Source organism: Pseudomonas sp. GW822-FHT04C11 (genome assembly GCF_058800905.1).
This window is the reverse complement of the sequence record NZ_JBXAMS010000003.1, coordinates 348,180-374,676: the sequence shown is the minus strand read 5'-3', so window position 1 is coordinate 374,676 and position 26,497 is coordinate 348,180. Positions and strand designations below refer to the sequence as shown.

Sequence of the window (26,497 nt, the reverse complement as noted above, 5' to 3'; positions counted from 1 at the left end):
TCGGCTGCGTAGCGGCCGCAATCCAGGCGACGCAATCGTCCTGAACAACCGCGAAATCCAATGCACGACTGCTGCGCAGCCGAACGCAGGCTTCGCCAGCTGCTACGATAAGCGCAGCGTCACCTCGACGCCGCCCGGCACATTGCAGACATGCAACTCACCCCCATGCAACTTGACTACTTCTTCAACGAAGTTAAGCCCAAGGCCGGTACTTTTACGTCCACTGTCCGGGCGTGGCAGTGAATAGAAGCGTTCGCTCAAACGCCCCAGGGCGTAATCCGGAATCGGTTCGGCCTGATTGAACAGTTTGAATTCGACCTGCTCGGCATGCCGTTCGGCGGTGAAGCGCAAGACGCCGTGGGACGGGGAGAAATCCAGAGCGTTCTCCAACAGATTGCCCAGTGCCTGACGCAGCAAGAACGGCTCGCCCAGCACACCCAGATCGGTTGAAATCTGCTTTTCGATCTTCAACTGCTTGCGCTCGATGCGCGCATGCTGACCGCTGAGCAACTCATCGACCAATGCCGCCACCGGCACCGGCACACGCTCTTCCAGCCCTTGGCGCTGTTCGACCTGCGCCAGGTTCAACAAGCGCTCGATCAACTGCTGCATCCGCGCACTTTCGCTGTCGATATTGCGGACAAAGCGCTGTTGTTGTGTTGCCGGCATCTCGCCTTGCAGCAACTCGGCGGCACCGCGAATCGCTGCTAACGGGCTCTTCAGCTCATGGGTCAGTGTATGCACGTATCGTTCGACGTAAGCCTTGCCTTCCAGTTGCGTGCGCATGCGCTCCACCGCCGTGGCCAGTTGCTCCAGCTCTGCGCCGCGATAGTGCGGCAGCTCGGCCCGTCGACCTTCGCTGACCGCCTGGGCATAAGCGGTCAACTGCCGTAATGCGACACTCAGCCACCAGGACAACGCCGCACCGAACAACAAGCCGAGGCCGATCAACCCGGCGCCGTACCAAAGCAATCGACGTTCGGTGCGGTCGACGTAAGGCTGCAATGAGCTGTTGGGCTTGGCCACGGTGACCACGCCGATAATCTGCCCGTTATCGCGGATCGGCGCGCCAACGTGCATCACCGAAGAAGTGGCATCGTCAGCGATGCTGCGGGTCGAACGTGCGCCGTATTCGCCGCGCAAGGTCAGGTACACATCGTTCCAGCGCGAATAGTCCTGGCCCACTGCTACGCCGCTGGAGTCCAACACCACGATGCCCTTGGCATCGGTGACGTAGATACGGTGGTTGACCGAATTTTTTGGCAAACCCCAGATTGTCGCCGCCGGCTGCCGCTCGCCGTAAGCCTTGAGCAACTCGGGCCAGCGATTCTGGTTGAGGGTGCCAGCCTTGAAGTCGTCGCGCAGGATTTCGGCCATCAGATTGGCGGTGTCCACCAGCGTTTCTTCGGTGGACTGTCGAACGCCTGGGCGGATTTCCTCCATCACCGTGTTGAGCACGAAGTAACCGGTCAGGCCGATGAACAGTACATAGACCAGGAAAATCCGGATTCCCAACGGCATCAGCTATTCCCCGGGCTGTAGCTGTAACCGAGGCCACGGTGAGTCTGGATCGGCTCCGCACTGGCAGCCACCAGACGCAACTTGGCGCGCAGGCTTTTGATGTGGCTGTCAATGCTGCGCTCGTAACCCGCATCGGCGGCGACTCCCAGCGCATCGAGCAACTGCTCGCGGCTGAAGACTCGCTCGGGTTGCTCCAGTAAACACTGCAGCAGACGGAATTCGTGGCGGGTCAGGCCCAGGGGTTGACCGCGATAGCTGATCTGCACGCGATCAATGTCGACCTGGAACACTGTGCTGGACAACTCGTTCACCGCGCGCGGCGCCATGCGTTTGAGAATCGCCCGGACTCGCGCCGCGACTTCCCGAGGGCTGAATGGCTTGACGACGTAATCGTCGGCGCCGATCTCCAGCCCCACAACCCGATCGATCTCGCCGTCGCGGGCACTGAGGAACATCACCGGCACTTCGCTGAAGCGCCGCAACTGTTTACAGGTCTCGAAGCCGCTGATATCCGGAAGCCCGATATCCAGAATGATCAAGTCTGCAGGTGTCATGCGCTGAAGCTCGAGCGCCGCCGCGCCGAGGCTCAACCACGTGGTGGTGAAGCCTTCGCCTTGCAAGGCAAAAATCAGCGTATCGGCAATTGCCGCTTCGTCTTCGACAATCAGGATATGAGGCATGGCATCCAAGCCCGGCAATTAAGTGGGCGAACGGTGCCCCAAGGCTGATTCGGCGTCAATCAGCAGTCAGGCTTATCCGCGACAAAGCGTCTGGCCGGGTTCACCGCCGCACCAAACTCACGCAATGCCTTGGCACCGATCAGCAGCGGGTAATTGAAACTGCTGCGGTCGGTCAGGTTGACCTCGACCGTGCGCTTGATGCTGCCCAGGCACAGTTCCAGTTCGACGACCGGACGCTTGGCGACGTCCGCCGTGTCTTTTTCATCTTCCTCGTCGGCGCGGCTTTTGATTTTGCTGATGCGCAAGACTTTGTGTTCGAAGACCTTGTTGCTCGCATCCTTGGTACCCAGACGGAAGCGCACCCAATCTTCGCCATCGCGGGTGAAGGTTTCGATGTCCTTGGCCGACAGGGATGCCGTCAGCGCGCCGGTATCCATTTTGGCCTTGAGGACCTGGCCACCGATTTCCGGCAGCTTGATGTATTCATAACGACCATAAAGGGTCGGCTCGGCTGCCATGACCGGCAGGGCCACAAGGGCTAACAATGCGAGGATGGATTTCACGTAATGGATTCCCTGGGAGTAGGACGACGGGATTTTAGACCGCAGTTGTAATGATCGTTCGAGCATACCCAGACAAAAGTGAAACATTCGTCGCCACCCGCATTTGGCCTCTGGGCCGAAGCTGCTTATCATTGCGCGCCCAAACGCTTACAAGAGTTATTTATGCGCCGCCTGCTCACCGGCTGTTTAGTCACCTTGCTGCTGTTACTCAACACCCTGGTCCTGTTCGGTCCGTTGATGGTGTTTGCCCTGCTGAAACTGCTCTTGCCGGGGCGCTTTCGTGATGACGCCAGCGCGGCGGTGATGTGGATCGCCGAGACCTGGGCCGAAATCGACAAGCTGATTTTCGCGCTGTGCATCCCCACACAATGGGACATTCGCGGCGGCGAAGGCCTGCGGGCCGACACCTCTTACCTGGTGATCAGCAACCACCAGTCCTGGGTCGACATCCCGGCGCTGATCCAGACGCTCAACCGGCGCACGCCGTTCTTCAAGTTCTTCCTGAAGAAAGAGCTGATCTGGGTACCGTTTCTGGGCTTGGCCTGGTGGGCACTGGATTACCCATTCATGAAGCGCTACAGCAAAGCTTTCCTGGCCCGGCACCCGGAACTGCACGGCAAGGACCTGGAGATCACCAAAGCTGCCTGCGAGTTGTTCAAACGCCAACCGGTGAGCGTGGTCAATTACCTGGAAGGCACTCGCTTCACGCCTGCCAAACGCACCGAACAACAATCGCCGTTCAAGCACTTACTCAAACCCAAGGCGGGCGGCGTGGCGTTTGTATTGGCGGCGTTGGGTGAACAGCTGGATGCGGTGCTCGATGTGACTGTGGTGTATCCACAGGCGAAGATTCCGGGTTTCTGGGATTTGATCAGCGGTGCGGTGCCAAGAGTGATCATCGACATCAAGACCCGCGAGCTGGATCCGGCGTTGTGCCAGGGCGATTACGAAAACGATCCGGCGTTTCGCCAGAGCGTCCAGAACTGGGTCAACCAGCTCTGGACCGAGAAGGACTTACGCATCGACGCCTTGCGCGCCGAGCGGACTGAATCAGCCGTCGGCGCCCCAGATCCCGCCAAGGCTATTGAGTAGCGAACCACCGACACCCTGCTGACCGAGGAATTGCAGCAGGATCGGGGTGAACTGGCCGATCATGCCGCCGTCCATGCCCAGCGCGCTGAAGGCGCTGCTCAGGTCATTGGTGTTCTTCACGTTATCCAGGTTGCCCAGGACGCTGTCCAGAGGCGACGACTTGCCGGACGAGCCACCGAGCAGTCCGCCAAGCATACCCAGACCACCGCCAGCCGACAGCATGCCCAACCCCGGCGCGTCTTTGGTCAACTGTGAATAGTCGGTCGAGCTCAGCTGGTTCTTCGCCAGACCCAGCATCGCGCTCGTGCCACCGATGGCCTGTTCCGGGGTCACGTTCAGCACACTCAGCGCGCTCAACAGGCCTGTTGCCTGCGGGGTCGATGCAGTGGCCGCCGTCTCGTCGCCGTCCTGCATGCCGGACATGACACCCGCCACATCGTTCAGGCTGAAGCCGGCAGCGAAGACCGGGCTGGTCGCCAGGGTCATGAGCGAAGCCAAAGCAAAACCGCGTGAAATCTTCATCGAAACCAACTCCTGAACCCTGAAAGCCACCCGAATGCGGGCGGAAAACTGCTGGTTTGACCGGAACGGGTCAGGCATTGTTCCGTGGCGACGCCAGCCTTTTTCAGCACTGCAACGATCCGGTGTTTCGCCAGAGCGTCCAGAACCGGGTCAACCAGCTCTGGACCGAGAAGGGCTCATGCATCGACGCCTTGCGCGCCGAGCAGGTTGAATCAGCCGCCGGCGCCCCAGATCCCGCCGAGGCTGTTGAGTAGCGAACCGCCAACGCCCTGCTGACCGAGGTATTGCAGCAGGATCGGGGCAAACTGGCCGATCATGCCGCTGTCCATGCCCAACGCGGTGAAGGCATTGTTCAGGTCATTGGTGTTCTTGACGTTGTCCAAGGCGCTGTCCAGGCCTGTCGACTTACCAGGCGAACCACTGAGCAAACCGCTCAAGCCCCCCAGGCTGCCCAATGCATTGCTGCCCGACAGCTGATCAAGACCCGGCACTTTATTGGTCAACTGGGAGTAATCGGCCGCGCCCAGCTGATTCTTCGCCAGCCCCAACATGGCTCCCGTGCCACCAATCGCCTGCTCCGGGGTGACGTTCAGCGAACTCAGCGCGCTCAACAGACCTGCTGCCTGCGGGGTCGGTGCAGCGGCAGCCGTCTTGTCGCTGCCCTGCATACCGGACACGGCACCGGCCACATCGTTCAGGCTGAAGCCTGCGGCGAAGACCGGGCTGGTCGCCAGCGTCATGAGCGAAGCCAAAGCAAAACTGCGGGAAATCTTCATCAAAACCAACTCCTGAACCCTGAAAGCCACCTGCAATCAGGTGGCGGAAACCAGCCGTTTAACTGGTCGCGATATTAATTGTTCCCGGCCATTGTGCGCCGCACCGGCGTGCGTGAAATCTAGCCGATAAATATTTTTCCTGCGCTGCATCCGATCTCTGACCCTCTGCGTATATCAAGCACGGACAGACATTCCTGGCCGATTCCCCTACTAGGACAATCACCATGAAGCGCACTACGATTAAAACCCCGTTGATCGCCAGCCTGCTGAGCCTGGCCGTAACCTGCGGTTTGACCCTCAACAGCGTGCATGCGGCAGACATGAGCCACAACTCCGTAATAGTCGGCGGACAAGCCATGATGCCGAGCAAGGACATCATCGATAACGCCGTAAACTCGGCGGATCACACCACTCTGGTCGCCGCGGTAAAAGCCGCCGGTCTGGTCGATACCCTCAAGGGTAAAGGCCCGTTCACCGTGTTCGCACCGGTCAACTCGGCGTTCGCCGCCCTGCCCGCGGGCACCGTCGATACCCTGCTCAAACCCGCCAACAAAGCCACGCTGAGCCACATCCTCACCTACCACGTGGTCGCCGGCAAACTCGACATGGCGGCGCTGGCCCAGCAGATCAAGGCCGGCGGCGGTAAAGCCGAACTCACCACCGTCAGTGGCGGCAAGCTGTGGGTGACGATGAACGGCCCGCACAACATCACCCTCAAGGACGAAAAAGGCGCCACCGCCGACATCACGACCTATGACGTGTACCAATCCAACGGCGTGATTCAAGTCATCGACAAAGTGCTGATGCCGAAAAGCTAAGCGCTGACGCCGGCCCTGTGGATCAGGGCCGGCATTGCCTTGAGGGCTGTCGCCGTGAATGGAACAACAACGCGCCGTGAACTAACCTCAGCCTGCAACCGACAGCGCATACCCACCGGGAATGTTTGGAGAACGGTCATTTCCAGCGCCGACGCCGAACCGCTCAGACAGCTGCTCGCCCAGTGTTCACTGGGTGACCGCCGTGCGTTCGAAACGCTCTACCGCAGCGTTGCACCGCGCCTGCATGGCGTGGCGCTGCGCTTCATGGGGCGCAGCGACCTGGCCGAAGAAGTGCTGCAGGAAAGCTTCGTGCGCATCTGGAACAACGCCCCGCGTTACCAGGCGCATTTGTCGGCGCCAATGACCTGGATGATCAACATCACCCGCAACCAGGCCATCGACCAGTTACGCAAACACCGCGACCGCCGCCTCAGCGAACTGGAAGAACAGGCGCTGGTCGATGAAGCGCCCTCGGCACAGGAGCTACTCAGCAGCGACCGTGAAGCCAGCGCGCTGAAGCGTTGCCTGGAGACCCTTGAAGGCATGCAACGTCAATCGATCACCGTGGCCTACTTTCAGGGCTTGTCCGGCGCTGAACTGGCCGATCATCTGGCGGCGCCCCTGGGCTCGGTCAAGTCCTGGATCCGTCGTGGCATGGAGCGCCTGCGCAGGTGCCTTGAATCATGAACTATCAATCCAGAAGCCTGCGCCGTGCCCTCGCCGCCGACTACGCGATTGGCCTGATGCCCGCCGCCGCGCGCCGCCGCTTCGAACAGCTACTGCTGGACGACGCCGAACTGCGCATCGAACTGGCCAAGTGGCAAGAAAGCCTGGCCAGCCTCAACGAACCGCTGGTGGAAGTGCCCGTGCCCGATCGGGTGTGGACAGCCATCAATGCGCGAATCGAACCGCAAGAACTGCACATGCCGGCCAAACGTCCGTTCTGGAACTGGTTGCGCGTGACAGTTGCGGTCTGCTCACTGCTGGTGGCTGTGACGCTGGGCATTCTCTACAACCGTGACAGCAGCCAGTACAGCGCCACCTTGCTCAGCGCCAGCGCGCAGCCTGCCCTGCGAATCAAGGCTCACGACGATTATCTGCAAGTCGAACCGCTGGCCCTGGCCACCGTCGCCCCCGGACACAGCCTCGAATTGTGGGCGGTTCCAGCGGACGGCAAACCGATTTCCCTGGGCGTGATCCCGGCCGGCGGCAAAGGCCGGGTCGCGTTGAGCGAGAAACAGCATGCACTGTTGGGTAAACCGATAGCGCTGGCGGTCAGCCTGGAGCCTGAAGGCGGTTCGCCGACCGGACAACCGACCGGGCCGGTGTTGTATCAGGGGGCATTGGCCGGGTTGTAGCCATCCACTGTGGCGAGGGAGCTTGCTCCCGCTCGGCTGCGAAGCAGTCGTAAACCGACTGACATGTTTTGACTGACACACCAAGGTGAATGGTTTTGGAGCTGCTTCGCAGCTCAGCGGGAGCAAGCTCCCTCGCCACAGGGTTGGGCCATAGGGTTGGTATTCCGAGCATAAAAAACGGCGAACCGAAGGTCGCCGTTTTTGTTTGCGTGAAGCCTTACGCCGCGCTAAACAACTTGTGCGGGTCAATCACAAACTTCTTCGGTACGCCGGCATCGAATTCGCCGTAACCACGTGGTGCGTCGTCGAGGCTGATGACCTCGACACCCACGATGTCGGCAATCTTGATGCGGTCCCACATGATCGCCTGCATCAGTTGGCGGTTGTACTTCATGACTGGGGTCTGGCCGGTGTGGAAGCTGTGGGATTTGGCCCAGCCCAGACCGAAGCGGATGCTCAGGCTGCCCATTTTCGCGGCGGCGTCGACAGCGCCCGGATCTTCAGTCACGTACAGGCCAGGGATACCGATTTTGCCGGCAACCCGAACCACGCCCATCAGCGAGTTGAGTACGGTGGCCGGTGCTTCGTGTTTCACCCCGGCATGGCCGTGACCGCGAGCTTCGAAGCCTACGGCGTCGACGGCGCAGTCCACTTCCGGTTCGCCCAACAGTGCAGCGATTTGTTCGTGCAGCGGGGTGTCTGTCGACAGGTCGGCGATTTCGAAACCCTGAGCCTTGGCATGGGCCAGGCGGATCGGGTTGACGTCACCGATGATCACCACCGCAGCACCCAGCAGGCGAGCGGAAGCGGCAGCTGCCAGGCCAACCGGGCCGGCGCCGGCGACGTACACGGTGCTGCCAGGGCCAACGCCGGCAGTCACTGCGCCGTGGTAACCGGTGGGCAGGATGTCGGAGAGACAGGTCAGGTCACGGATTTTTTCCATGGCCCGGTCGCGATCTGGAAGTTTCAGCAGGTTGAAGTCGGCATACGGCACAAACGCGTATTCGGCTTGGCCACCGGTCCAGTCACCCATGTCGACATAACCATAGGCACCACCCGGACGCGCCGGGTTAACGCTCAGGCAGACGCCAGTATGTTGCTCTTTGCACGAACGGCAACGGCCACAGGCAACGTTGAAAGGTACCGACACCAAGTCGCCGATCTGCAGGTTCTCGACACCGCTGCCCTTCTCGATCACTTCACCCGTGATCTCGTGGCCCAGCACCAGACCGGTTTGAGCCGTGGTGCGACCACGTACCATGTGCTGGTCGGAACCACAGATATTGGTGGATACCACGCGCAGGATGACGCCGTGCTCGATCTTCCTGCCGCGCGGGTCCTGCATTTTGGGATAGTCGATTTTCTGTACTTCGACCTTGCCTGCGCCGAGATACACCACACCACGATTACCAGACATGCTTTCACCTCGCTGTTGTTTTTATGTAGCGGTCGCGTCGCCAGGAATCGGCGGCGCGTTCATTGCTCGGGTATTGCCTGTGTGCTTTTGTGTTGTTTGGGAGGGCCTCTTCGCGAGCAAGCCCGCTCCCACATTTGACCGCGTTTCCCTGTGGGAGCGGGCTTGCTCGCGAATGGGTCGCGAAGCGGCCCCAAAAATCTAAAGAACTACTGTTCTGTTGGCGTTGAGAAACACCCGCCGTTCAATGTGATAACCCACTGCCCGGGCCAACGTCAGCCCCTCGATATCCCGGCCTTTGGCAATCAGGTCTTCGGGGTAATGGCTGTGATCCACCGCTTCCACGCCCTGGGCGATGATCGGGCCTTCGTCGAGGTCGTTGTTGATGTAGTGCGCCGTGGCGCCCACCAGTTTCACGCCCTTGTTGTAGGCCTGGTGATACGGCTTGGCGCCTTTGAAACCAGGCAGCAACGAGTGGTGAATGTTGATCGCTTTACCGTCGAGCTTGCGGCACAGCTCCGGCGACAGCACTTGCATGTAGCGCGCAAGCACCACCAGCTCTGCACCGGACTCTTCGATCACCTGCCAGACCTGCCGCTCTTGTGCTGGCTTGTCGTTCGGGTCGAGCGGGAAGTGGTAATAGGGAATCCCGTGCCAGTCGGCCAGCGGCTTGAGGTCCGGGTGGTTGGACACCACCGCGACTACATCCATCGCCAGTTGGCCAATGCGCTGGCGATAGAGCAAATCGTTGAGGCAGTGATCAGCCTTGGAGACCATGATCACCACTTTTGGCCGGTGGTGCGGCGGGGTCAGTTCGAACACCATGCCGAACGCGTCGGTCCGTTCGGCCAGGCCTGTGCGGAATGCCTGTTCGTCGAAACTCGACGGCTGACGGAACTCCACGCGAATGAAGAAACGTGCAGACAGCCGATCATCGAAGGAGTGGTGCTCGGTGACGTAGCAACCCTGTTCGAACAAAAAGCGGGTCACCGCATCCACCGTGCCCAGGACGCTTGGGCAATGGGCAGTCAAAATCCATGTGTCTGGTGCGCGGCTCATAATGCGGTGACTCCTGTAGCGAACTGATCGTTCCCATCAGTGTGGCGAGGGGGCTTGCCGGAACGCCGCAACGCCCCGTTCGGTTGCGAAGCAGCCGCAAAAATCACCAACGTGATTTTGCAGCGTAAACACAGTCAGCCTTTTTGGGCCCGCTTCGCGGTCCAACGGGGGCAAGCCCCCTCACCACAACAAGCCCGCCAGCCAACCGTGTCAGGCCTGGACGCTAAGGCCATACTCAGCCGCTGCGTCCTGCAACCACAGCCACCAGTAATCCGAGAAGCTGCGACGGATCAGCAGTTCCCAGGTGTCTTCAGCGGTGTGGCGGATCACCAGTTGCGATTTGGCGAACACCGTGCCCACCGCCTTGCCCACCGGGAAGTTGTTGGGGTGCACGTCGTAGCTGGTGGACTTCATCAGCACTTCACGGACTTTCGGGCCGCTCAGTTCAAGAATCTGTTGGCCACCGCTGACGTTGACGATAGCGATATGCAAATCGCCCAGGGCTTCACGCAGTTTTTTCTCGGCGGCGAACTCTTCGCCGCTAGGCACGATCAGCAGCCACTCATCCGGGCCCATCCATTGCAGGCTGGTTTCGCCTTTGGCGACCACGGTCAGCGCGACCGGCAGTTCAAGGCCCAAGGCCTTGTGCACGCCAGCGGCGAATGCCGGGTTGTGGGCATCGCCACGAATGGTCAGGTGACCCAGGAGTTTTTTCTCACGCACGGTGACACCGGCGTTTTTACGGCCCTTGCCCACCAGGCTTTGCAGGCCCGCGTGGTGCAGCGACGACTCGGCCTTTGCCCCAGTGGTTGGGCGCTGTTGGTAAACGTTGGCTGTGGTCATAAAGCACCTGTCTTGAATTCGTACGTCGCCCCCGGAGGGGCGAGCGTTGGTATCACACGTTCTGGCGATCGCCTTTCGGATCGAAGAACACCGAAGAAACGATTTCCGCTTCGATCACGCTGCCGTCGGCCAACGGCGCGAACACGCGCTCGCCGAGGCGCTTCAAGCCACCTTTGACCACACCCATGGCAAACGAATAGCCAAGGGAGTTGTGGGCGTAGCTGGAGGTCACGTGACCGACCATGCTCATCGGGATCGTTTGCTTGGTGTTGAACACCAGTTGCGCACCTTCCGGCAGCCATTTGGTCGGGTCGATCGGCTTGAGGCCGACCAACTGTTTGCGCTGATCACGCACACAGTCTTCACGGTTCATGCCACGCCAGCCGATCCACGAGAACGGTTTGGTGCGACCGACGCACCAGCCCATGTTCAGGTCGTCCGGGGTCATCGAGCTGTCAGTGTCCTGGCCGACGATGATGAACCCCTTCTCGGCCCGCAGGACGTGCATGGTTTCAGTGCCGTACGGCGTCAGGTTGTACTTCTTGCCAGCCTCGACGATTTTTTCCAGGACGCCCATGGCGTAGTCGGCCTGTACGTTGACTTCGTACGACAGCTCACCGGTAAACGAAATCCGGAACACCCGCGCCGGCACACCACCGACCAAACCTTCTTTCCAGGTCATGAACGGGAAACCGTCCCGGTCCAGATCGATGTCGGTGACTTCGCTGAGCAGCTTGCGGCTGTTCGGCCCGGACAGGGTCATGGTCGCCCAGTGATCGGTAACCGAAGTGAAGTACACCTTCAGGTCTGGCCATTCGGTCTGGTGGTAGATTTCCAGCCATTGCAGCACGCGCGCAGCGCCGCCAGTGGTGGTGGTCATCACGAAGTGGTTGTCGGCGAGGCAAGCAGTAACGCCGTCGTCGAAGACCATCCCGTCTTCTTTACACATCAGGCCATAACGAGCCTTGCCCACGTCGAGCTTGGTCCAGGCGTTGGTGTAGACGCGGTTGAGGAACTCACGCGCATCCGGGCCTTGAATGTCGATTTTGCCGAGTGTCGAGGCATCCAGCAGGCCAACGCTTTCACGCACGGCCAGGCATTCGCGTTTCACCGCGGCATGCAGGTCTTCACCGTTTTTCGGGAAGTACCAAGGACGTTTCCACTGACCGACGTCTTCGAACTCGGCGCCGTTTTTCACGTGCCAGGCGTGCAGTGCGGTGTAACGCACTGGTTCGAAGATGTGCCCACAGTGACGACCGGCTACCGCGCCGAAAGTCACCGGCGTGTAGTTCGGACGGAACATGGTGGTGCCCATCTGCGGGATGGTCACGTTCAGCGAACGGGCGGCGATGGCCAGACCGTTGACGTTGCCAAGCTTGCCCTGGTCAGTACCGAAGCCCAGTGCGGTGTAACGTTTTACGTGCTCGACCGACTCGAAGCCCTCGCGGGTCGCCAGTTCGATGGCGGCCGCGGTGACGTCGTTCTGCAGGTCGACGAATTGCTTCGGCGCACGTGCGGTAGCCTTTTCATGCGGCACCTGGAACAGCGCCAGAGTCGGTTCTTCGACACGGCTCAGGGCTTTTGGCAGAACGCCTTCGACCGCTTTGAAGCCGGCTTCGCTGGCCGCGCGCACGCCGCCTTCAAAACCGTCGGCCAAAGAATCGCCGAGGCTGTAGACGCCATTGATGCCGCCCACGCAAACGCGTTTTTGCGGTGCTTCGCCCGGGATGAAACCGAGGATGTCTTCACGCCAGATCGGTTTGCCACCCAAGTGCGACGCCAGGTGAACCACCGGGCTGTAGCCGCCGGAGCTGGCAACCAGATCGCATTCAAGCCATTCGCCAGGGCTGGTGACGGTATGTGCCTTGACGTCGATCGCGGCAACACGAGCAGCGGTGACGCGCTTGCTGCCGCGTGCTTCGATGACGGCGCTGCCGGTCAGAATACGGATGCCTTTGGCGCGTGCTTCTTCTACCAGCGCACCGCGAGGATTGCTCCGCGCATCGGCGATGGCCACCACTTGCAGGCTGGCGTCGAGCCAGTCCAGCGCCACGCGGTAGGCGTGATCGTTGTTGGTCGACAGCACCAGTTTCTTGCCCGGTGCTACGCCGTAACGGCGCACGTAAGTCGAGACGGCGCCGGCGAGCATGTTGCCCGGCACGTCGTTGTTGCCGTAGACCAGTGGACGCTCGTGAGCACCCGTTGCCAGCACTACGCGCTTGGCGCGAACCCGGTGGATACGCTGACGAACCTGGCCGATCGGTGCGCGGTCGCCGAGGTGATCGGTGAGGCGTTCGTGAATGGTCAGGAAGTTGTGGTCGTGGTAACCGTTGACGGTCGCACGAGGCAACAGCAACACGTCAGGGGTGTTTTTGAGCTCGGCAATGACGCTGGCGACCCACTCGGTGGCTGGTTTGCCGTCGAGGCTTTCACGGGAATCGAGCAGGCTGCCGCCAAACTCTTCCTGTTCATCGGCCAGAATCACTCGGGCGCCGCTGCGCGCAGCTGCCAAGGCAGCCGCCAGACCGGCCGGGCCACCGCCGACGATCAGCACGTCGCAGTGCTGGTTCATGTAGTCGTAGGTGTCCGGATCGTTTTCGGTCGGCGAACGACCGAGACCTGCAGCCTTACGAATGTACTTCTCGTAGGTCATCCAGAACGATTGCGGGTACATGAAGGTTTTGTAGTAGAAGCCCGGCGGCATCAGCTTGCCGCCGACCTTGCCGAGAATCCCCATCATGTCGTTGTTTACGCTCGGCCAGCCGTTGGTGCTGGTGGCGACGAGGCCCTGGTACAGCGCCTGTTGAGTGGCGCGCACGTTAGGAATTTGCGTGGCTTCGGTAGCACCGATCTGCAGCACCGCGTTCGGCTCTTCAGCGCCTGCGGCGAAGATCCCGCGAGGACGCGAATACTTGAAGCTGCGACCGATGATGTCGACGCCGTTGGCCAGCAATGCAGCGGCCAGGGAGTCGCCTTCAAAGCCCTTGTAGACCTGACCGTTGAAGGTGAAGCTCAGGACTTTGTTGCGGTCGATCCGTCCACCGTTGGACAGGCGATTGATCTGGCTCATACCTTCGCTCCCAGAGCCTGCGCGGCCGCTTTCGGACTTTCAGTCTTGTCGGTGAACTGCGGCTTGGTGCCGATCTTGTAGGTTTCGAGAATCTCGTAGGTCACGGTGTCACGGGTGACGTTGAAATACTGACGGCAACCGGCGACGTGATCCCACAGTTCGTGGTGCAACCCGCGAGGGTTATCACGGAAGAACATGTAGTCACCCCACTGCTCGTCGGTGCAAGCGCTCGGGTCCAGTGGGCGCGGGATGTGCGCCTGGCCGGATGCATGGAATTCCTCTTCGGAGCGCAGTTCGCCGCAGTGAGGACAGAAGATGTGCAACATAGGGATTTCTCCTGTTAGTGGGCGACCGCAGCAGCGCCGTGTTCATCGATCAACGCACCGCTGTGGAAGCGGTCGATGGAGAAAGGTGCAGCCAATGGGTGCATTTCACCCTTGGCAAGGCTGGCGGCAAACACGTTGCCCGAGCCTGGAGTCGCTTTGAAACCACCGGTGCCCCAACCGCAGTTGAAGAACATGTTCGGTACCGGCGTTTTCGAGATGATCGGGCAGGCGTCCGGCGTGGTGTCGACGATGCCGCCCCACTGGCGGTTCATGCGTACGCGGGACAACACCGGGAACATCTCGACGATGGCCTGGATGGTGTGCTCGATCACCGGGTACGAACCGCGCTGGCCGTAGCCGTTGTAGCCGTCGATACCGGCACCGATGACCAGGTCGCCCTTGTCGGACTGGCTGATGTAACCGTGTACGGCGTTGGACATGATCACGCTGTCGATAATCGGCTTGATCGGCTCGGACACCAGCGCTTGCAGCGGGTGCGATTCGATCGGCAGACGGAAACCGGCCAGTTTGGCCATGTGCCCGGAGTTACCCGCCGTGACCACACCGACGCGCTTGGCGCCGATGAAGCCCTTGTTGGTTTCAACACCGATGCATACGCCGTTTTCCTTGCGGAAACCGATCACTTCGGTCTGCTGGATCAGGTCCACGCCCAAGGCGTCGGCCGCACGGGCAAAGCCCCAGGCCACGGCATCGTGACGGGCCACGCCGCCGCGACGCTGGACGGTAGCGCCCATCACCGGGTAGCGAGTGTTTTTCGAGCAGTCGAGGTACGGAATCTCGTCAGCCACTTGCTGAGCGGTGAGCAGTTCGCCATCGACGCCGTTGAGGCGGTTGGCGCTGACCCGACGCTCGGAATCACGAATGTCCTGCAGGGTGTGGCACAGGTTGTAGACGCCACGCTGCGAGAACATCACGTTGTAGTTCAGGTCCTGGGACAGACCTTCCCAGAGTTTCATCGCGTGTTCGTACAGGTGGGCCGACTCGTCCCACAGGTAGTTGGAACGCACGATGGTGGTGTTGCGCGCGGTGTTACCGCCGCCCAGCCAGCCCTTCTCGACCACGGCCACGTTAGTGATGCCGTGTTCCTTGGCCAGGTAGTAGGCGGTCGCCAGACCATGCCCGCCGCCGCCGACGATGACCACGTCGTAGACTTTTTTCGGAGTCGGCGTGCGCCACATCCGCTGCCAGTTTTCGTGGTGGCTGAGGGAGTGTTTGAAGAGGCCGAAGCCTGAGTAGCGTTGCATAGTCATTTACTCCAAAACCGCGCTCAGCGATAAACCGGGAAGTCCGCGCACACAGCTGCCACATGCTTGGCAACATTGGCCTCGACATCGGCGTCGCCGAGGTTGTCGAGGATGTCGCAGATCCAGCCGGCCAGTTCAACGCACTGGGTAACTTTAAAGCCGCGCGTGGTGACCGCCGGGGTGCCGATACGCAGGCCCGAGGTGACGAACGGCGATTGTGGATCGTTCGGTACGGCGTTCTTGTTCACGGTGATGTGGGCACGACCCAAAGCGGCGTCGGCTTCCTTACCGGTCAGGCCCTGACGGATCAGACTCACCAGGAACAGGTGGTTATCCGTACCGCCGGACACTACATCGTAGCCACGTTTGATGAAAACGCCGGCCATTGCCTGTGCGTTGTCGATCACTTGTTGCTGGTAAGCCTTGAAGCCAGGCTCCAACGCTTCCTTGAAGCACACCGCCTTACCGGCGATCACGTGCATCAGCGGGCCACCCTGGGCACCGGGGAAGACTGCCGCGTTGAGCTTTTTCTCGATTTCTTCGTTAGCCTTGGCCAGGATCAGGCCGCCACGCGGACCACGCAGGGTCTTGTGGGTGGTGGTGGTCACCACGTCGGCATACGGCAGCGGGTTCGGGTACAGGCCGGCAGCGACCAGACCGGCAACGTGCGCCATGTCGACGAACAGCAGCGCACCGACCTTGTCGGCGATCTGACGGAAACGTGGGAAGTCCAGAGTTTTGGAGTAAGCCGAGAAGCCGGCGACGATCATCTTCGGCTTGCATTCGACGGCCAGACGCTCGACTTCGTCGTAGTCGATCAGGCCGGTTTTGGTGTCGATGCCGTACTGCACGGCGTTGTACAGTTTGCCCGAGGACGACACCTTGGCGCCGTGGGTCAGGTGACCGCCATGGGCCAGGCTCATGCCGAGAATGGTGTCGCCGGCTTGCAGCAGGGCCAGGTAAACGGCGCTGTTGGCCGACGAGCCGGAGTGCGGCTGGACGTTGGCGTAATCGGCACCGAACAGCAGCTTGGCGCGTTCGATGGCCAGCGCTTCGACCTTGTCGACGTGCTCGCAGCCGCCGTAGTAGCGCTTGCCCGGATAACCTTCGGCGTATTTGTTGGTCAGGCCACTGCCTTGCGCTTCCATGACGCGTTTGCTGGTGTAGTTCTCTGACGCGATCAGCTCGATGTGATCTTCCTGGCGCAGCTCTTCGGCATTCATCGCCGCCAGCAGTGCATCGTCGTAACCCTTGATCTGGTCTTGCTTGCTGAACATCGCGTCTCTCCCAGCGGCGGCTTGTGCGCCTTTCGTCTCGGTGAGGCACGTACCTTACGGCAGTGCCCTTTGGATGCGATGGTATGGCCGGCGCAGACAGGTCAAATGCCTATGGACGCCACGCAAAGGTGCGTTTACGACATGGGTTGGCACGCCGGGATAAATGCCGCCGACTGGCGGGCTCTTGCGGCGAGGACGCTTGCTCCCGTTCGGCCGGTCCGCGATCGGACGCAGCAGTCGCAATACCGGTTAATGCGCTTTATCAGACAGCCCGCATTTATTGGCTTTGGGACCGCTACGCGATCCAGCGGGAGCAAGCTCCCTCGCCACAGGGTGTTTACAACACGACTTTTCCTACAGAATCAGCAGATGTGCGCTTCCTGCAAATCTGGGTACAGTGCGCACCATCATCGACCACGGAGCCGGCCATGACCGACAAGAGCCAACAATTCGCCAGCGACAACTATTCCGGTATCTGCCCGGAAGCCTGGGCCGCCATGGAACAGGCCAATCAAGGCCACCAACGCGCCTACGGCGACGATGAGTGGACGGCACGCGCCTCGGACGATTTCCGCAAATTGTTCGAAACCGACTGCGAAGTGTTCTTCGCCTTCAACGGCACCGCGGCCAACTCCCTGGCGCTGTCGTCACTGTGCCAGAGCTACCACAGCGTGATCTGCTCGGAAACCGCCCACGTCGAAACCGACGAATGCGGCGCGCCGGAATTCTTCTCCAACGGCTCCAAGCTGCTCATCGCACGCACTGAAAACGGCAAGCTGACCCCGGAATCGATCCGTGAAATCGCCCTCAAGCGCCAGGACATTCACTACCCGAAACCGCGCGTCGTAACCCTGACCCAGGCGACCGAAGTCGGCAGCATCTACACCCCGGAAGAAATCCGCGCCATCAGCGCCACCTGTAAGGAACTGGGCCTGAACCTGCATATGGACGGCGCGCGCTTCTCCAACGCCTGCGCGTTCCTTGATTGCACGCCAGCGGACCTGACCTGGAAGGCCGGTGTCGATGTGTTGTGCTTCGGCGGGACGAAAAACGGTATGGCGGTGGGTGAGGCGATTCTGTTCTTCAACCACAAGCTGGCCGAAGACTTCGACTACCGCTGCAAACAGGCCGGGCAACTGGCGTCGAAAATGCGTTTTCTTTCGGCGCCATGGGTCGGTCTGCTGGAAAACGACGCCTGGCTCAAACACGCCCGCCACGCCAACTACTGCGCACAGCTGCTGGCCGAGCTGGTGAGCGACATTCCGGGCGTTGAGCTGATGTTCCCGGTACAAGCCAACGGCGTGTTCCTGCAACTCTCGGAATCGGCCGTCGCGGCACTGACCGCCAAGAGCTGGCGGTTCTACACCTTCATCGGCAAAGGCGGCGCCCGCTTCATGTGCTCGTGGGATACCGAGGTAGAGCGCGTTCGGGAATTGGCGGCGGATATTCGGGAAGTGATGGCGGGGTAATACCCTCACCAGAATGAAATGAAACTTTGTGGCGAGGGAGCTTGCTCCCGCTCGGCGGCGAAGCCGTCGTAAATTCAGCAAACACGGTGCACCTGACAGACCGCATGCTCAGGATTTGGGGCTGCTCCGCAACCCAGCGGGAGCAAGCTCCCTCGCCACAGAAAGATGATCGTTCCCACGCAGAGCGACACTAGTGACGCTCTGCGTCCCTTCCCCGGAGTAACGGCTTAGAACTCGATCCGTACATCCCCTTTCGGCACGCTGCAGCACGACAGGATGTAACCCTCGGCTTCGTCTTCTTCGGTGATCCCGCCGTTGTGCTCCATCTCGACTTCCCCGCCCAGCTTCATTACCTTGCACGTTCCGCAAATCCCCATCCCGCAGGCTTTCGGAATCAACAGGCCAAGCTTGGCGGCGGCGGCGTGGACGGTTTCACCCGGCGCCACGCGGATGCTTTTGCCGGACGCGGTGAATTCCACTTGATGCAGATCCGCTACGTCGATTTCCGGGGCGTCGGCCGCTTGTTCGGCTTGCTCCACCGCATCGGCACGAGCCTCGGGCGGTGTAGCACCGAAAGATTCTTCGTGGTAACGCTTCATGTCGAAGCCAGCGGCTTCCAGCAGGCGTTTGACCGCGTGCATGTAAGGGGTCGGGCCGCAGCAGAAGACCTCGCGTTCAAGGAAGTCCGGCGCCATCAGCTCCAGCATTTTATGGTTCAGGTAGCCGCGATAACCGGCCCAAGGCTCGCCCAGTCCGTGCTTCTCACAGATCAGGTGCAGACTGAAGTTATCGATCCGCGACGCCATGTGCTCCAGCTCGCGGTGATAGATGATGTCTTTTGGCGAGCGGGCGCTGTGGATAAACACCATGTCGACATTGCCGTTGGTGTCGTAGAACCAGCGAGCCATGGACATTACCGGGGTGATCCCGACACCGCCGCTGAGATAGAGCACTTTCGGTGCGGTGAAATCCATCGCGTTGAACAGCCCGACCGGCCCGTGCACCGCCAACTCCTGGCCTTCGTGCAGGGTGTCATGCAGCCAGTTGGAAACCTTGCCGCCCGGTACGCGCTTGATGGTCACCGAAAAGCTGTAAGGCACCGACGGCGAACTGGAAATGGTGTACGAGCGCATGATCGGCACACCCTCGATTTCCAGCTCCAGGGTGACAAACTGCCCCGGTTTGAAGAAGAACATGATCGGCTGGTCGGCCATGAAGCAGAAGGTCCGCACGTCCCAGGTTTCCTGGATGACTTTGACGCAACGGACAATGTGCCGGCCATTGGCCCAGGTCTGGGTGGTTACCGGGTTCAGGAAACTATTGGACATGCTGATCTCCACGGTCGACTGTCGACCTCATGTTGCCGATTCTGCTCAAGGTGTGCAGTGGCCACTTACCTATCTACGACATTCACGTACTTATCGCGACCAGCCCACAACCACCGGGGGTTGAGCGTCGGGAACAGATTGGGCCATGTCGCCCATGGATAAGGTTACAGCCTGCGCCGGGCCCACACTCGCCTCAACAGATAAACGCTGTTTTCTGCCTTGCGTCGTAACCCTGATTAGCCACTATTCGCCGGCCACACAGATGGCCATGAGGACTTAAACGATGGACGTCACCACTACCTTGAGCTTGGGCGATCCACTGGAACCCGCACGCAAGGCCACCGCGCAGATGCTGCAAGAGCGCGAGCGTACATTTTCGCTGCCCCAACCGTTCTATTCTGATGAGCGGTTGTTCGATATCGACATGCAGGAGATTTTCCATAAAGAGTGGCTGATCGCCGGCATGACCTGCGAAATCCCGACCAAGGGCAACTACCTGACCCTGCAGATCGGCAAGAACCCGATCATTGTGATTCGCGGCGCAGAAGGCGTGGTCCATGCCTTCCATAACGTCTGCCGCCACCGCGGTTCGCGTCTGTGCACCAGTGAAAAAGGCAAAGTCGCCAAGCTGGTCTGCCACTACCACCAGTGGACCTACGAACTCGATGGGCGCCTGTTGTTCGCCGGCTCCGAGATGGGCGACGACTTCGACATGAAGCAGTACGGCCTGAAACCGGTCAACGTGAAGACCGCTGGCGGCTACATCTTCGTCAGCCTCGCGGAAAACCCGCCAGCCATCGATGACTTCCTGTCGACACTGAACCATTACATGGAACCGTACGACATGGAGAACACCAAGGTGGCGGTGCAAACCACCCTGGTGGAACAGGCCAACTGGAAACTGGTGCTGGAAAACAACCGCGAGTGCTACCACTGCAACGCGTCGCACCCGGCACTGCTGAAAACCCTGCTGGAATGGGACGACGTCACCGACCCGCGTGCCGACCAGGCGTTCAAGGACCACGTAGCCGCTTCTGCCGCTGCCTGGGAAGCCGAGAAGATTCCTTACGCACACGCCAGCTTCGGCCTGCGTAACCGCATCGTGCGTATGCCGCTGCTCAAGGGCACCGTGTCGATGACCCTCGACGGTAAGCAAGCCTGCAAGAAACTCATGGGCCGGATCCAGAACCCGGACCTGGGCTCGATGCGCATCCTGCACCTGCCGCACTCGTGGAACCACTGCATGGGCGATCACATCATTGTGTTCACCGTGTGGCCGATCAGCGCGCAGGAAACCATGGTCACCACCAAATGGCTGGTGCACAAGGACGCTGTCGAAGGCGTGGATTACGACGTCGAGCGCATGCGTGAAGTCTGGGATGCGACCAACAACGAAGACCGTCGCCTGGCCGAAGAGAACCAGCGCGGGATCAACTCCACGGCGTACCAGCCAGGCCCGTACTCCAAGACTTACGAGTTCGGTGTGGTGAACTTTGTCGATTGGTACAGCGAGCGCCTGTTGAACAACCTGGGTGCAGAACCTGCGCCTTACCTCAAAGGCGTGCCGGTTCACGGTTAAGATCCAAAAGCATCGCGAGCAGGCTCGCTCCCACAAGGGATTGGTGGTGTTCACAAATGCTGCGAACACCATCATTCAATGTGGGAACGAGCTTGCTCGCGATAGCGTCCTACCTGTCACTACATCCCTCCCCTGAATACACACCCCTGGTCTTTAGAACTGTACGAAATATGATCTATCGCGTTCCAGCCTATATGGAACGTGGCGTACAGCCTTCCGCGAACAAGTTATCCACACCTCCACCCACAGCTAATGGGGACAACTGTGGAAAGGCCGGAAGTTTTCTCCACAGAAACTGAAGAAAATCCGTGACTTATTCAATTGGTCGGTTTTCGACAGCCATTGGCTGTTTTTTGATCAGAAGCCTGCAAGCCACGTTACTCATGGCTCACAGAGGATCGCAAACACCTTATCCACAGAAGCGCCAACAGACTTTGGGGGCAACTGTGCAAACTATTCAGTGCGCTGTGGAAAACCACGTCCAGGCTGCATATTTCGTGGGTTTGAACAGTCAGCGGAGGGCAGAACCCAGCATTTGGTCATTTATTAACCAGAAGCTTGAAAGCCACGATCTGTATGGCTTACAGCGGACAGCAAACATCTTATCCACAGAAGCGCCAACAGAGATTGGGGGCAAGTCGTGAGCTACACATGCCCTTATCCACTGAAAAAAGCTCGAAAAAACGCGGGGTTAGGCTGGTTGTTTTTCGTACAAGGGCTTGCAGGGCTTGAGATGCGTGGGGTGTAGCGAGGGGTGAACATGTTATCCACAGAAGCGCTAACAGGGATTGTGGGTAAATACATCACCCCTGTGGGAGCAGGTTTGCTCCCACAGGAACTTGGTTGATGCCTTAAGGCCGATACATCAAATAGGCTTCACCCGTGACCCGAATCATCGGATGGGGTGTGATCTGGCAGCTATCGACGACACGGAAGCCATGTCGCTCGTAAAACCGACGGGCGCCGGTGTTCGCCGCGTAGTCGATCAGGCTCAAGCCATTGAGCCCCAACTGGTTGGCACGGTCGTAAGCGTAGGCGAGGAATTGTTGGCCCAGGCCCTGGTTGCGCCAGCCCTCATGCAGCGCCAGGCTCGATATGTAGAGGGTGTCGGGGATTTCCAGCTTGGCATACGGCGCCAGGACCGGATCGGTGACGGGAGCGGCCAGCGGATCGTGACGCATCACATAGCTGTGCAGCATGCCAATGACCTTGCCCTCTGCCTGCGCGATCAGGCAGTTTTGATAGGAGAAATCCACATCTTCACGGGCGTAGCGACTGGCACCGACATCCAGCAGGTCCTGGCCGGGCTCCGCCAGCTGGCTCCAGATGTAATCCGCGGCGCCTTCCGATGAAATCTGAAACAGGCGAGCAATCTCCCGCGCATCCGTGCGCAGGGCCGAACGAAATTCAACTGCCATTTACCGGGCTCCACAGGACCGTTAGCGAACCACGCCTTCTTCAATCAGCAACTTGAGAATCGCCTCAGCCCCAGCCTCGGCACTCAAGCCCTTGAGCACTTGCCCACCGCCGCCGCTGGCCTTGGCCGTTGCGGCTTTCATCCGGTCGGCGCCGCTCTTGGCCTTGATCACTTTCAGGCGTTTTGGCCGTGGCTTGGCCGGTTGCAACGTTGCGACCGCGAGCAATTCATCGTTGATAATTTCAACGTCTTCGGCGTGCAACACACCGCGTCGAGCCGGGCCAAAGGCACTTTGCCGAGGCTTGGGCGCGGCGTTATCCACCGTGGCGAGAAACGGCAGGCGCACTTTCAAACGTCGACGCTGGCCACGCGGCAAGGCTTGCAGCACCAAGGCCGAATTGCCGTCGATGGACTCGACCTGCGCCAGTCCGACCACCAGCGGCCAACCCAGGCTTTCCGCCAGCAGGAACGGCAACATGCCCGAGCCTTCACCGGTTTCCGCCTGACTGCCGGTCAGCACCACCTGCGCCCCGGCATCGCGCAGATAAGCGCTCAACGCTGGCAGCGCATCGGCGCCTTGGGGCTGTTCGAGCACAAGCAGCTGTTCCAGGCCCATGCCCAGGTAAGCCCGCAGCGCAGGTTCCTCGACATCACCGGCGTGCAGCACTTGCAGGTTATCCCCAGCCAGTTGCAGACCGAGTTCAACCGCCCGCGCATCCTGCTCGGCGCGGCGTGGCCGGCCCGAGGTCGGGTGGGCGCCGATCGACACCAGGCTGATTACATGAGTACTCATAACCCTTTCCTTCTCTTAAGCCGCATCGCGCTTGGCGTCGTTGCGGTAAGCCTCTACCGCCGCGATCAAGGCCTGAAGAATTTCTGCGCTTTCACCTATCACCGACAGGTCGGCGCGCTTGATCATGTCGCAGCCAGGATCGAGGTTGATCGCCACCACCTTGTCGCAGGCGCCGATGCCTTGCAGGTGCTGGATCGCCCCGGAAATCCCCACTGCCACGTAGACCCGCGCCGTGACCCAGGTGCCGCTGGCGCCGACCTGACGGTCGCGGGCCATGAAGCCATCGTCCACCGCCACCCGCGATGCGCCTTCGGTCGCGCCGAGGGCTGCTGCGGTCCTGTGGAAAAGGTTCCAGTCCTTGACCCCGTTGCCGCCCGAGAAGATGAACTCGGCTTCGGCCATGGGAATCGCTGCCGGGTCGACCGCGACCGCGCCCAGGTCCTCGATCCGCGACAGGCTGCGCGCAACCGTTGTGGATAACTCCACCGGCAACGCTTCGTGACGGGTTTCGCTGACCGGTTCGGCGCATTCCACCGCCGCCAGAATCAAGCGTGCGACAGGACGCGCCAAGTCTTGCAGACCGGCACCGGCGCGGCCGATGCACTCCTGATCCTTGACCTGCCAGACCCGCGTGGCCGGGCGTTCGCCGAGTGCCGCGGCAAAGCGCCGACCCAGCTCACCGCCACCGGTGCGGCTGTCCGGCAGCAGCCAGTGACGAGGGCTGAACTGGTTATCCACAGCCCGTAGACCCTGCACCCGCTGTTCCGGTGCATAACCTTCGAATTCTTCGCCATCCAGCACCAGAAGGCGGTCGACGCCTGCGGTGGCGAAGGCGTTTTCCTTGTGTTCGCCAAAGACCACCGCCAGCACTGCACCGTCCTTGCCGGCCAGTTGATGGGCCAGGCCCAGCAAGTCGCGGTCGTGGCTGCTTAAACGGCCGCCAACCATGTCCGGCACCACGCTGATGTAGAACGCGGGTGTCGCCACCTGATGCAGCGGCAATTGCACTTCAACGGCGGCCGTACGCTTGGTCGCCCCGCCCTGCTGTGCACCACTGCGGTCAATTCGCTTGATGCCATTGGGGCCGATGAAACCAATGCCGTGAGGATTCTTGCGAATGATCCCGTTGGGGCCCATCCAGCTGTGTTCCACCGGTTGCATGGCGGCATGCAGCGGATGCAGACGGTTGCGGGCGATCCATTCAGCGCGCGGATCGCGGCGGATAATGTCGCTCATCAGTGGGCCTCCGCGGGTTGACGTTTAGTCGGTGCCGGTGACTTGCTGGGCGCCGCGTCTTCAAGCAGCGCGTCGGCCACCAGTTCGGCGATGTCCTTGATCAGCGGCCGTGGTTCGACCACGCCTTCGAGCATCGCCGTGCACTGTGGGCAACCCACGGCTACCAGTTCAGCACCGGTTTCGCGAATGTCATCCATGCGCATGTCGGGGATCCGTTGCTTGCCCGGAATATCGGTGATCGGCGCACCGCCGCCACCGCCGCAGCAGCGCGAGCGGAAACCGGAACGTTGCATTTCCTTGACCTCGATCCCCAGCGCACGCAGTACCTGGCGCGGTGCCTCGTATTCGCCGTTGTAGCGGCCGAGGTAGCACGGATCGTGATAGGTCACGCTGTCGCCTTTGTGCTGACCCAGATTGAGTGCGCCAGCGTCGATGATTTCCGCCATGTAGGTGCTGTGGTGCTGCACCAGGTAGTTGCCATCGAAGGCGCCGTATTCGTTCTTCAGCACGTGGAAGCTGTGCGGATCGCAGGTAACGATGCGGTTGAAGCTGTATTTGGCCAGGGTCTGGATGTTGCGTTTGGCCAACAGCTGGAAGGTCGCTTCGTCGCCCAGACGGCGAGCCACGTCGCCACTGTCACGCTCTTCAAGACCGAGCACGGCAAAGTCGACTTTCGCGGCTTTCAGCACTTTGACGAAGGCACGCAAGGTGCGCTGGTTGCGCATGTCGAACGCACCGTCGCCAACCCAGAACAGAACGTCGGTGGATTTCTTCTCGCTGAGCAGTGTCAGGTTCAGGTCCGCCGCCCAGTTCATCCGCCCGCCCGGAGCGAAACCGCCCGGGTTGTCGGTGGCAATCAGATTTTCCAGGACTTCGGCGCCCTTGTTCGGGGTCGCGCCTTTTTCCAGGGTCAGATGGCGGCGCATGTCGACGATGGCGTCAACGTGCTCGATCATCATCGGGCATTCTTCAACGCAGGCACGGCAAGTAGTGCAAGACCACAGGGTTTCAGCGTCCACCAGACCGTTGACGATCGGCTGATGCGGATTACCCGCGTGTTCACCGATGGCTTTGCCTGGATAAGGACTGCCAGCGAACTTGGCATCGGTGCCGCCAGCCAGGCCGACGACCATGTCCTGAATCAGTTTTTTCGGGTTCAGCGGCTGGCCAGCGGCAAACGCCGGGCACGCGGCTTCGCATTTACCGCACTGCACGCAAGCGTCGAAGCCAAGCAGTTGGTTCCAGGTAAAATCCTTGGGCTTTTCCACGCCCAAGGGGGCTTGCGGATCGTTCAGGTCAAGCGGTTTAAGACCTGTAGAACGACCACCACCAAAACGTTCGGCGCGACGGTGCCAGGCCAGGTGCAAGGCACCGGCGAAGGCGTGCTTCATCGGCCCGCCCCAGGTCATGCCGAAGAACAATTCAGACACGCCCCACAGCACGCCGACACCGAGGATCGCCGCCAACAGCCAACCGCCGAAGTTTTCCGGAAGGATGCCCGCCACCGGCAGGGTCACCAGGAAGAACGACGCCGAGAAGGCCAGCAAACTTTTCGGCAGGCGCATCCACGGACCTTTGGATAAACGCGCCGGCGGGTTGCGCCGACGCAGGTAAACAAAGATCGCCCCGACGAACATCACTGCCGTCATCAACAACAGTGCATAACCGAGGAAGCGGTTATGCAGGCCAAAACCGTGAACCAGGATCGCCAACACGATGGACGCCACCGCGCCACCCGCCGTGGCGACGTGGGTGTTGGCGATGTATTTGTCCCGCGCCACTACGTGGTGCAAGTCGACCATGTAGCGTTTGGGCATGGCCAGCAGGCCGCCGATCAGATCGACCTTGGACGCACGGCCCCGGCGCCACATGGCCACCCGCCGCAACGCGCCCAGGACAGCCAGGCCCAGGGCGGCAAACAGCAGGATGGGAAGAAGGGTGTTTAACATGGTGGAGCTCCCAAAGACCTCGGGGTCATGTGCGTGCCGATGAGAGCGACGCACCTACTTGTGGCGAGGGAGCTTGCTCCCGCTGGAGTGCGAAGCGCTCCCAAAACAGTCTCAGGTGTACACCTGATACACCTCGACTGCA

General features: G+C 60.6%; 23 protein-coding genes and 1 pseudogene. 7 read left to right on the top strand and 17 right to left on the bottom strand.

Annotation, left to right across the window (positions count from 1 at the left end):
• Positions 1-102 precede the first annotated feature (102 nt).
• Genes creC through rloA2 form a run of 3 tightly spaced genes read right to left on the bottom strand, consistent with a single transcriptional unit; the run spans position 103 to position 2,764 of the window.
• Positions 103-1,521: a two-component system sensor histidine kinase CreC gene (gene creC, locus AC1RJ3_RS07280; protein WP_493078162.1), complete on the bottom strand. Its 1,419-nt coding sequence runs from the start codon at positions 1,519-1,521 to the stop codon at positions 103-105.
• A complete protein-coding gene (creB, locus tag AC1RJ3_RS07275; RefSeq protein WP_493078160.1) occupies positions 1,521-2,201 on the bottom strand; it encodes a two-component system response regulator CreB in 681 nt (226 codons plus the stop codon). The genes creC and creB overlap by 1 nt, the downstream gene beginning before the upstream one ends.
• A gap of 59 nt (positions 2,202-2,260) precedes the next feature.
• Positions 2,261-2,764 carry a retropepsin-like aspartic peptidase RloA2 gene (gene rloA2, locus AC1RJ3_RS07270; protein ID WP_054594360.1) on the bottom strand — a complete coding sequence of 168 codons (504 nt, stop codon included), beginning with the start codon at positions 2,762-2,764 and terminating at the stop codon, positions 2,261-2,263.
• 162 nt (positions 2,765-2,926) lie between these two features.
• Between rloA2 and yihG the strand changes: the two genes are divergently transcribed.
• Positions 2,927-3,856 (top strand): 1-acylglycerol-3-phosphate O-acyltransferase, YihG family, encoded by a 930-nt coding sequence (gene yihG, locus AC1RJ3_RS07265; RefSeq protein ID WP_347928183.1) that lies wholly within the window; start codon positions 2,927-2,929, stop codon positions 3,854-3,856.
• Here the strand turns inward: yihG and AC1RJ3_RS07260 are convergent.
• A complete protein-coding gene (locus AC1RJ3_RS07260) occupies positions 3,815-4,378 on the bottom strand; it encodes a DUF2780 domain-containing protein (RefSeq protein ID WP_103315874.1) in 564 nt (187 codons plus the stop codon). The two genes, yihG and AC1RJ3_RS07260, sit on opposite strands and share 42 nt — an antisense overlap.
• 74 nt (positions 4,379-4,452) lie before the next feature.
• Here AC1RJ3_RS07260 and AC1RJ3_RS07255 point away from each other — a divergent pair.
• A pseudogene (locus AC1RJ3_RS07255) lies at positions 4,453-4,632 on the top strand (acyltransferase); the annotation flags it as partial.
• Here the strand turns inward: AC1RJ3_RS07255 and AC1RJ3_RS07250 are convergent.
• Positions 4,591-5,154 carry a DUF2780 domain-containing protein gene (locus AC1RJ3_RS07250; protein WP_493078157.1) on the bottom strand — a complete coding sequence of 188 codons (564 nt, stop codon included), beginning with the start codon at positions 5,152-5,154 and terminating at the stop codon, positions 4,591-4,593. The pseudogene AC1RJ3_RS07255 and the gene AC1RJ3_RS07250 overlap by 42 nt on opposite strands.
• A gap of 224 nt (positions 5,155-5,378) precedes the next feature.
• Here AC1RJ3_RS07250 and AC1RJ3_RS07245 point away from each other — a divergent pair, with 224 nt between their 5' ends.
• From AC1RJ3_RS07245 to AC1RJ3_RS07235, 3 genes are read left to right on the top strand one after another with little or no spacing between them, the layout of a single operon-like run.
• Positions 5,379-5,972 carry a fasciclin domain-containing protein gene (locus AC1RJ3_RS07245; RefSeq protein WP_493078155.1) on the top strand — a complete coding sequence of 198 codons (594 nt, stop codon included), beginning with the start codon at positions 5,379-5,381 and terminating at the stop codon, positions 5,970-5,972.
• Between the two features lie 54 nt (positions 5,973-6,026).
• Positions 6,027-6,659: a sigma-70 family RNA polymerase sigma factor gene (locus tag AC1RJ3_RS07240; RefSeq protein ID WP_493078153.1), complete on the top strand. Its 633-nt coding sequence runs from the start codon at positions 6,027-6,029 to the stop codon at positions 6,657-6,659.
• On the top strand, positions 6,656-7,330 hold the full coding sequence (locus tag AC1RJ3_RS07235) for an anti-sigma factor (RefSeq protein WP_493078151.1): 675 nt from the start codon (positions 6,656-6,658) through the stop codon (positions 7,328-7,330). Before AC1RJ3_RS07240 ends, AC1RJ3_RS07235 begins: the two co-directional genes overlap by 4 nt.
• 217 nt (positions 7,331-7,547) lie before the next feature.
• On the opposite strand, the gene fdhA is transcribed toward AC1RJ3_RS07235, so the two are convergent.
• From fdhA to glyA, 7 genes are all read right to left on the bottom strand, one after another.
• A complete protein-coding gene (fdhA, locus tag AC1RJ3_RS07230; RefSeq protein WP_019580688.1) occupies positions 7,548-8,747 on the bottom strand; it encodes a formaldehyde dehydrogenase, glutathione-independent in 1,200 nt (399 codons plus the stop codon).
• Between the two features lie 198 nt (positions 8,748-8,945).
• Complete coding sequence (gene purU, locus AC1RJ3_RS07225; protein WP_054594367.1) at positions 8,946-9,803, bottom strand: formyltetrahydrofolate deformylase; 858 nt, start codon at positions 9,801-9,803, stop codon at positions 8,946-8,948.
• Positions 9,804-10,013: 210 nt separating this feature from the next.
• Entirely contained in the window at positions 10,014-10,646 is a 633-nt protein-coding gene (locus AC1RJ3_RS07220; protein ID WP_054594368.1) for a sarcosine oxidase subunit gamma, read from the bottom strand.
• 52 nt (positions 10,647-10,698) lie between these two features.
• Entirely contained in the window at positions 10,699-13,716 is a 3,018-nt protein-coding gene (locus tag AC1RJ3_RS07215) for a sarcosine oxidase subunit alpha (protein ID WP_054594369.1), read from the bottom strand.
• Positions 13,713-14,042, bottom strand: a complete 330-nt coding sequence (locus AC1RJ3_RS07210; protein ID WP_054594370.1) for a sarcosine oxidase subunit delta — start codon at positions 14,040-14,042, stop codon at positions 13,713-13,715. The genes AC1RJ3_RS07215 and AC1RJ3_RS07210 overlap by 4 nt, the downstream gene beginning before the upstream one ends.
• Positions 14,043-14,056: 14 nt before the next feature.
• The gene (locus AC1RJ3_RS07205; protein ID WP_019693993.1) at positions 14,057-15,307 is read right to left on the bottom strand and encodes a sarcosine oxidase subunit beta; all 1,251 of its coding nucleotides are present in this window, start codon (positions 15,305-15,307) and stop codon (positions 14,057-14,059) included.
• 23 nt (positions 15,308-15,330) lie between these two features.
• Positions 15,331-16,584, bottom strand: coding sequence for a serine hydroxymethyltransferase (gene glyA / locus AC1RJ3_RS07200; protein ID WP_123581247.1), 1,254 nt, complete (start codon positions 16,582-16,584; stop codon positions 15,331-15,333).
• A gap of 428 nt (positions 16,585-17,012) precedes the next feature.
• On the opposite strand from glyA, the gene AC1RJ3_RS07195 reads away from it, so the two are divergent.
• The gene (locus AC1RJ3_RS07195; RefSeq protein WP_103315867.1) at positions 17,013-18,053 is read left to right on the top strand and encodes a threonine aldolase family protein; all 1,041 of its coding nucleotides are present in this window, start codon (positions 17,013-17,015) and stop codon (positions 18,051-18,053) included.
• 227 nt (positions 18,054-18,280) lie between these two features.
• Here AC1RJ3_RS07195 and gbcB read toward each other — a convergent pair whose 3' ends face one another.
• Positions 18,281-19,381, bottom strand: coding sequence for a glycine betaine monooxygenase reductase subunit (gene gbcB / locus AC1RJ3_RS07190; protein ID WP_054594373.1), 1,101 nt, complete (start codon positions 19,379-19,381; stop codon positions 18,281-18,283).
• A gap of 283 nt (positions 19,382-19,664) precedes the next feature.
• Here gbcB and gbca point away from each other — a divergent pair, with 283 nt between their 5' ends.
• Complete coding sequence (gene gbca, locus AC1RJ3_RS07185) at positions 19,665-20,960, top strand: glycine betaine monooxygenase oxygenase subunit (protein WP_493078146.1); 1,296 nt, start codon at positions 19,665-19,667, stop codon at positions 20,958-20,960.
• 851 nt (positions 20,961-21,811) lie between these two features.
• On the opposite strand, the gene AC1RJ3_RS07180 is transcribed toward gbca, so the two are convergent.
• Genes AC1RJ3_RS07180 through dgcB form a run of 4 tightly spaced genes read right to left on the bottom strand, consistent with a single transcriptional unit; the run spans position 21,812 to position 26,355 of the window.
• Positions 21,812-22,378, bottom strand: a complete 567-nt coding sequence (locus AC1RJ3_RS07180; protein WP_347928193.1) for a GNAT family N-acetyltransferase — start codon at positions 22,376-22,378, stop codon at positions 21,812-21,814.
• 21 nt (positions 22,379-22,399) lie between these two features.
• Entirely contained in the window at positions 22,400-23,170 is a 771-nt protein-coding gene (gene etfB / locus AC1RJ3_RS07175) for an electron transfer flavoprotein subunit beta (RefSeq protein ID WP_054594377.1), read from the bottom strand.
• Between the two features lie 15 nt (positions 23,171-23,185).
• Positions 23,186-24,406 (bottom strand): electron transfer flavoprotein subunit alpha, encoded by a 1,221-nt coding sequence (gene etfA / locus AC1RJ3_RS07170; protein WP_347928194.1) that lies wholly within the window; start codon positions 24,404-24,406, stop codon positions 23,186-23,188.
• Positions 24,406-26,355 (bottom strand): dimethylglycine demethylation protein DgcB, encoded by a 1,950-nt coding sequence (gene dgcB / locus AC1RJ3_RS07165; RefSeq protein WP_054594379.1) that lies wholly within the window; start codon positions 26,353-26,355, stop codon positions 24,406-24,408. Before dgcB ends, etfA begins: the two co-directional genes overlap by 1 nt.
• Between the last annotated feature and the right edge of the window lie 142 nt (positions 26,356-26,497).

Coding starts and splice junctions, on each gene's coding strand:
- creC (WP_493078162.1), bottom strand. CDS start 1,521: ATGCCGTTGGGAATCCGGATTTTCCTGGTCTATGTACTGTTCATCGGC.
- creB (WP_493078160.1), bottom strand. CDS start 2,201: ATGCCTCATATCCTGATTGTCGAAGACGAAGCGGCAATTGCCGATACG.
- yihG (WP_347928183.1), top strand. CDS start 2,927: ATGCGCCGCCTGCTCACCGGCTGTTTAGTCACCTTGCTGCTGTTACTC.
- AC1RJ3_RS07260 (WP_103315874.1), bottom strand. CDS start 4,378: ATGAAGATTTCACGCGGTTTTGCTTTGGCTTCGCTCATGACCCTGGCG.
- AC1RJ3_RS07250 (WP_493078157.1), bottom strand. CDS start 5,154: ATGAAGATTTCCCGCAGTTTTGCTTTGGCTTCGCTCATGACGCTGGCG.
- AC1RJ3_RS07245 (WP_493078155.1), top strand. CDS start 5,379: ATGAAGCGCACTACGATTAAAACCCCGTTGATCGCCAGCCTGCTGAGC.
- AC1RJ3_RS07235 (WP_493078151.1), top strand. CDS start 6,656: ATGAACTATCAATCCAGAAGCCTGCGCCGTGCCCTCGCCGCCGACTAC.
- fdhA (WP_019580688.1), bottom strand. CDS start 8,747: ATGTCTGGTAATCGTGGTGTGGTGTATCTCGGCGCAGGCAAGGTCGAA.
- purU (WP_054594367.1), bottom strand. CDS start 9,803: ATGAGCCGCGCACCAGACACATGGATTTTGACTGCCCATTGCCCAAGC.
- AC1RJ3_RS07220 (WP_054594368.1), bottom strand. CDS start 10,646: ATGACCACAGCCAACGTTTACCAACAGCGCCCAACCACTGGGGCAAAG.
- AC1RJ3_RS07215 (WP_054594369.1), bottom strand. CDS start 13,716: ATGAGCCAGATCAATCGCCTGTCCAACGGTGGACGGATCGACCGCAAC.
- AC1RJ3_RS07210 (WP_054594370.1), bottom strand. CDS start 14,042: ATGTTGCACATCTTCTGTCCTCACTGCGGCGAACTGCGCTCCGAAGAG.
- AC1RJ3_RS07205 (WP_019693993.1), bottom strand. CDS start 15,307: ATGCAACGCTACTCAGGCTTCGGCCTCTTCAAACACTCCCTCAGCCAC.
- glyA (WP_123581247.1), bottom strand. CDS start 16,584: ATGTTCAGCAAGCAAGACCAGATCAAGGGTTACGACGATGCACTGCTG.
- AC1RJ3_RS07195 (WP_103315867.1), top strand. CDS start 17,013: ATGACCGACAAGAGCCAACAATTCGCCAGCGACAACTATTCCGGTATC.
- gbcB (WP_054594373.1), bottom strand. CDS start 19,381: ATGTCCAATAGTTTCCTGAACCCGGTAACCACCCAGACCTGGGCCAAT.
- gbca (WP_493078146.1), top strand. CDS start 19,665: ATGGACGTCACCACTACCTTGAGCTTGGGCGATCCACTGGAACCCGCA.
- AC1RJ3_RS07180 (WP_347928193.1), bottom strand. CDS start 22,378: ATGGCAGTTGAATTTCGTTCGGCCCTGCGCACGGATGCGCGGGAGATT.
- etfB (WP_054594377.1), bottom strand. CDS start 23,170: ATGAGTACTCATGTAATCAGCCTGGTGTCGATCGGCGCCCACCCGACC.
- etfA (WP_347928194.1), bottom strand. CDS start 24,406: ATGAGCGACATTATCCGCCGCGATCCGCGCGCTGAATGGATCGCCCGC.
- dgcB (WP_054594379.1), bottom strand. CDS start 26,355: ATGTTAAACACCCTTCTTCCCATCCTGCTGTTTGCCGCCCTGGGCCTG.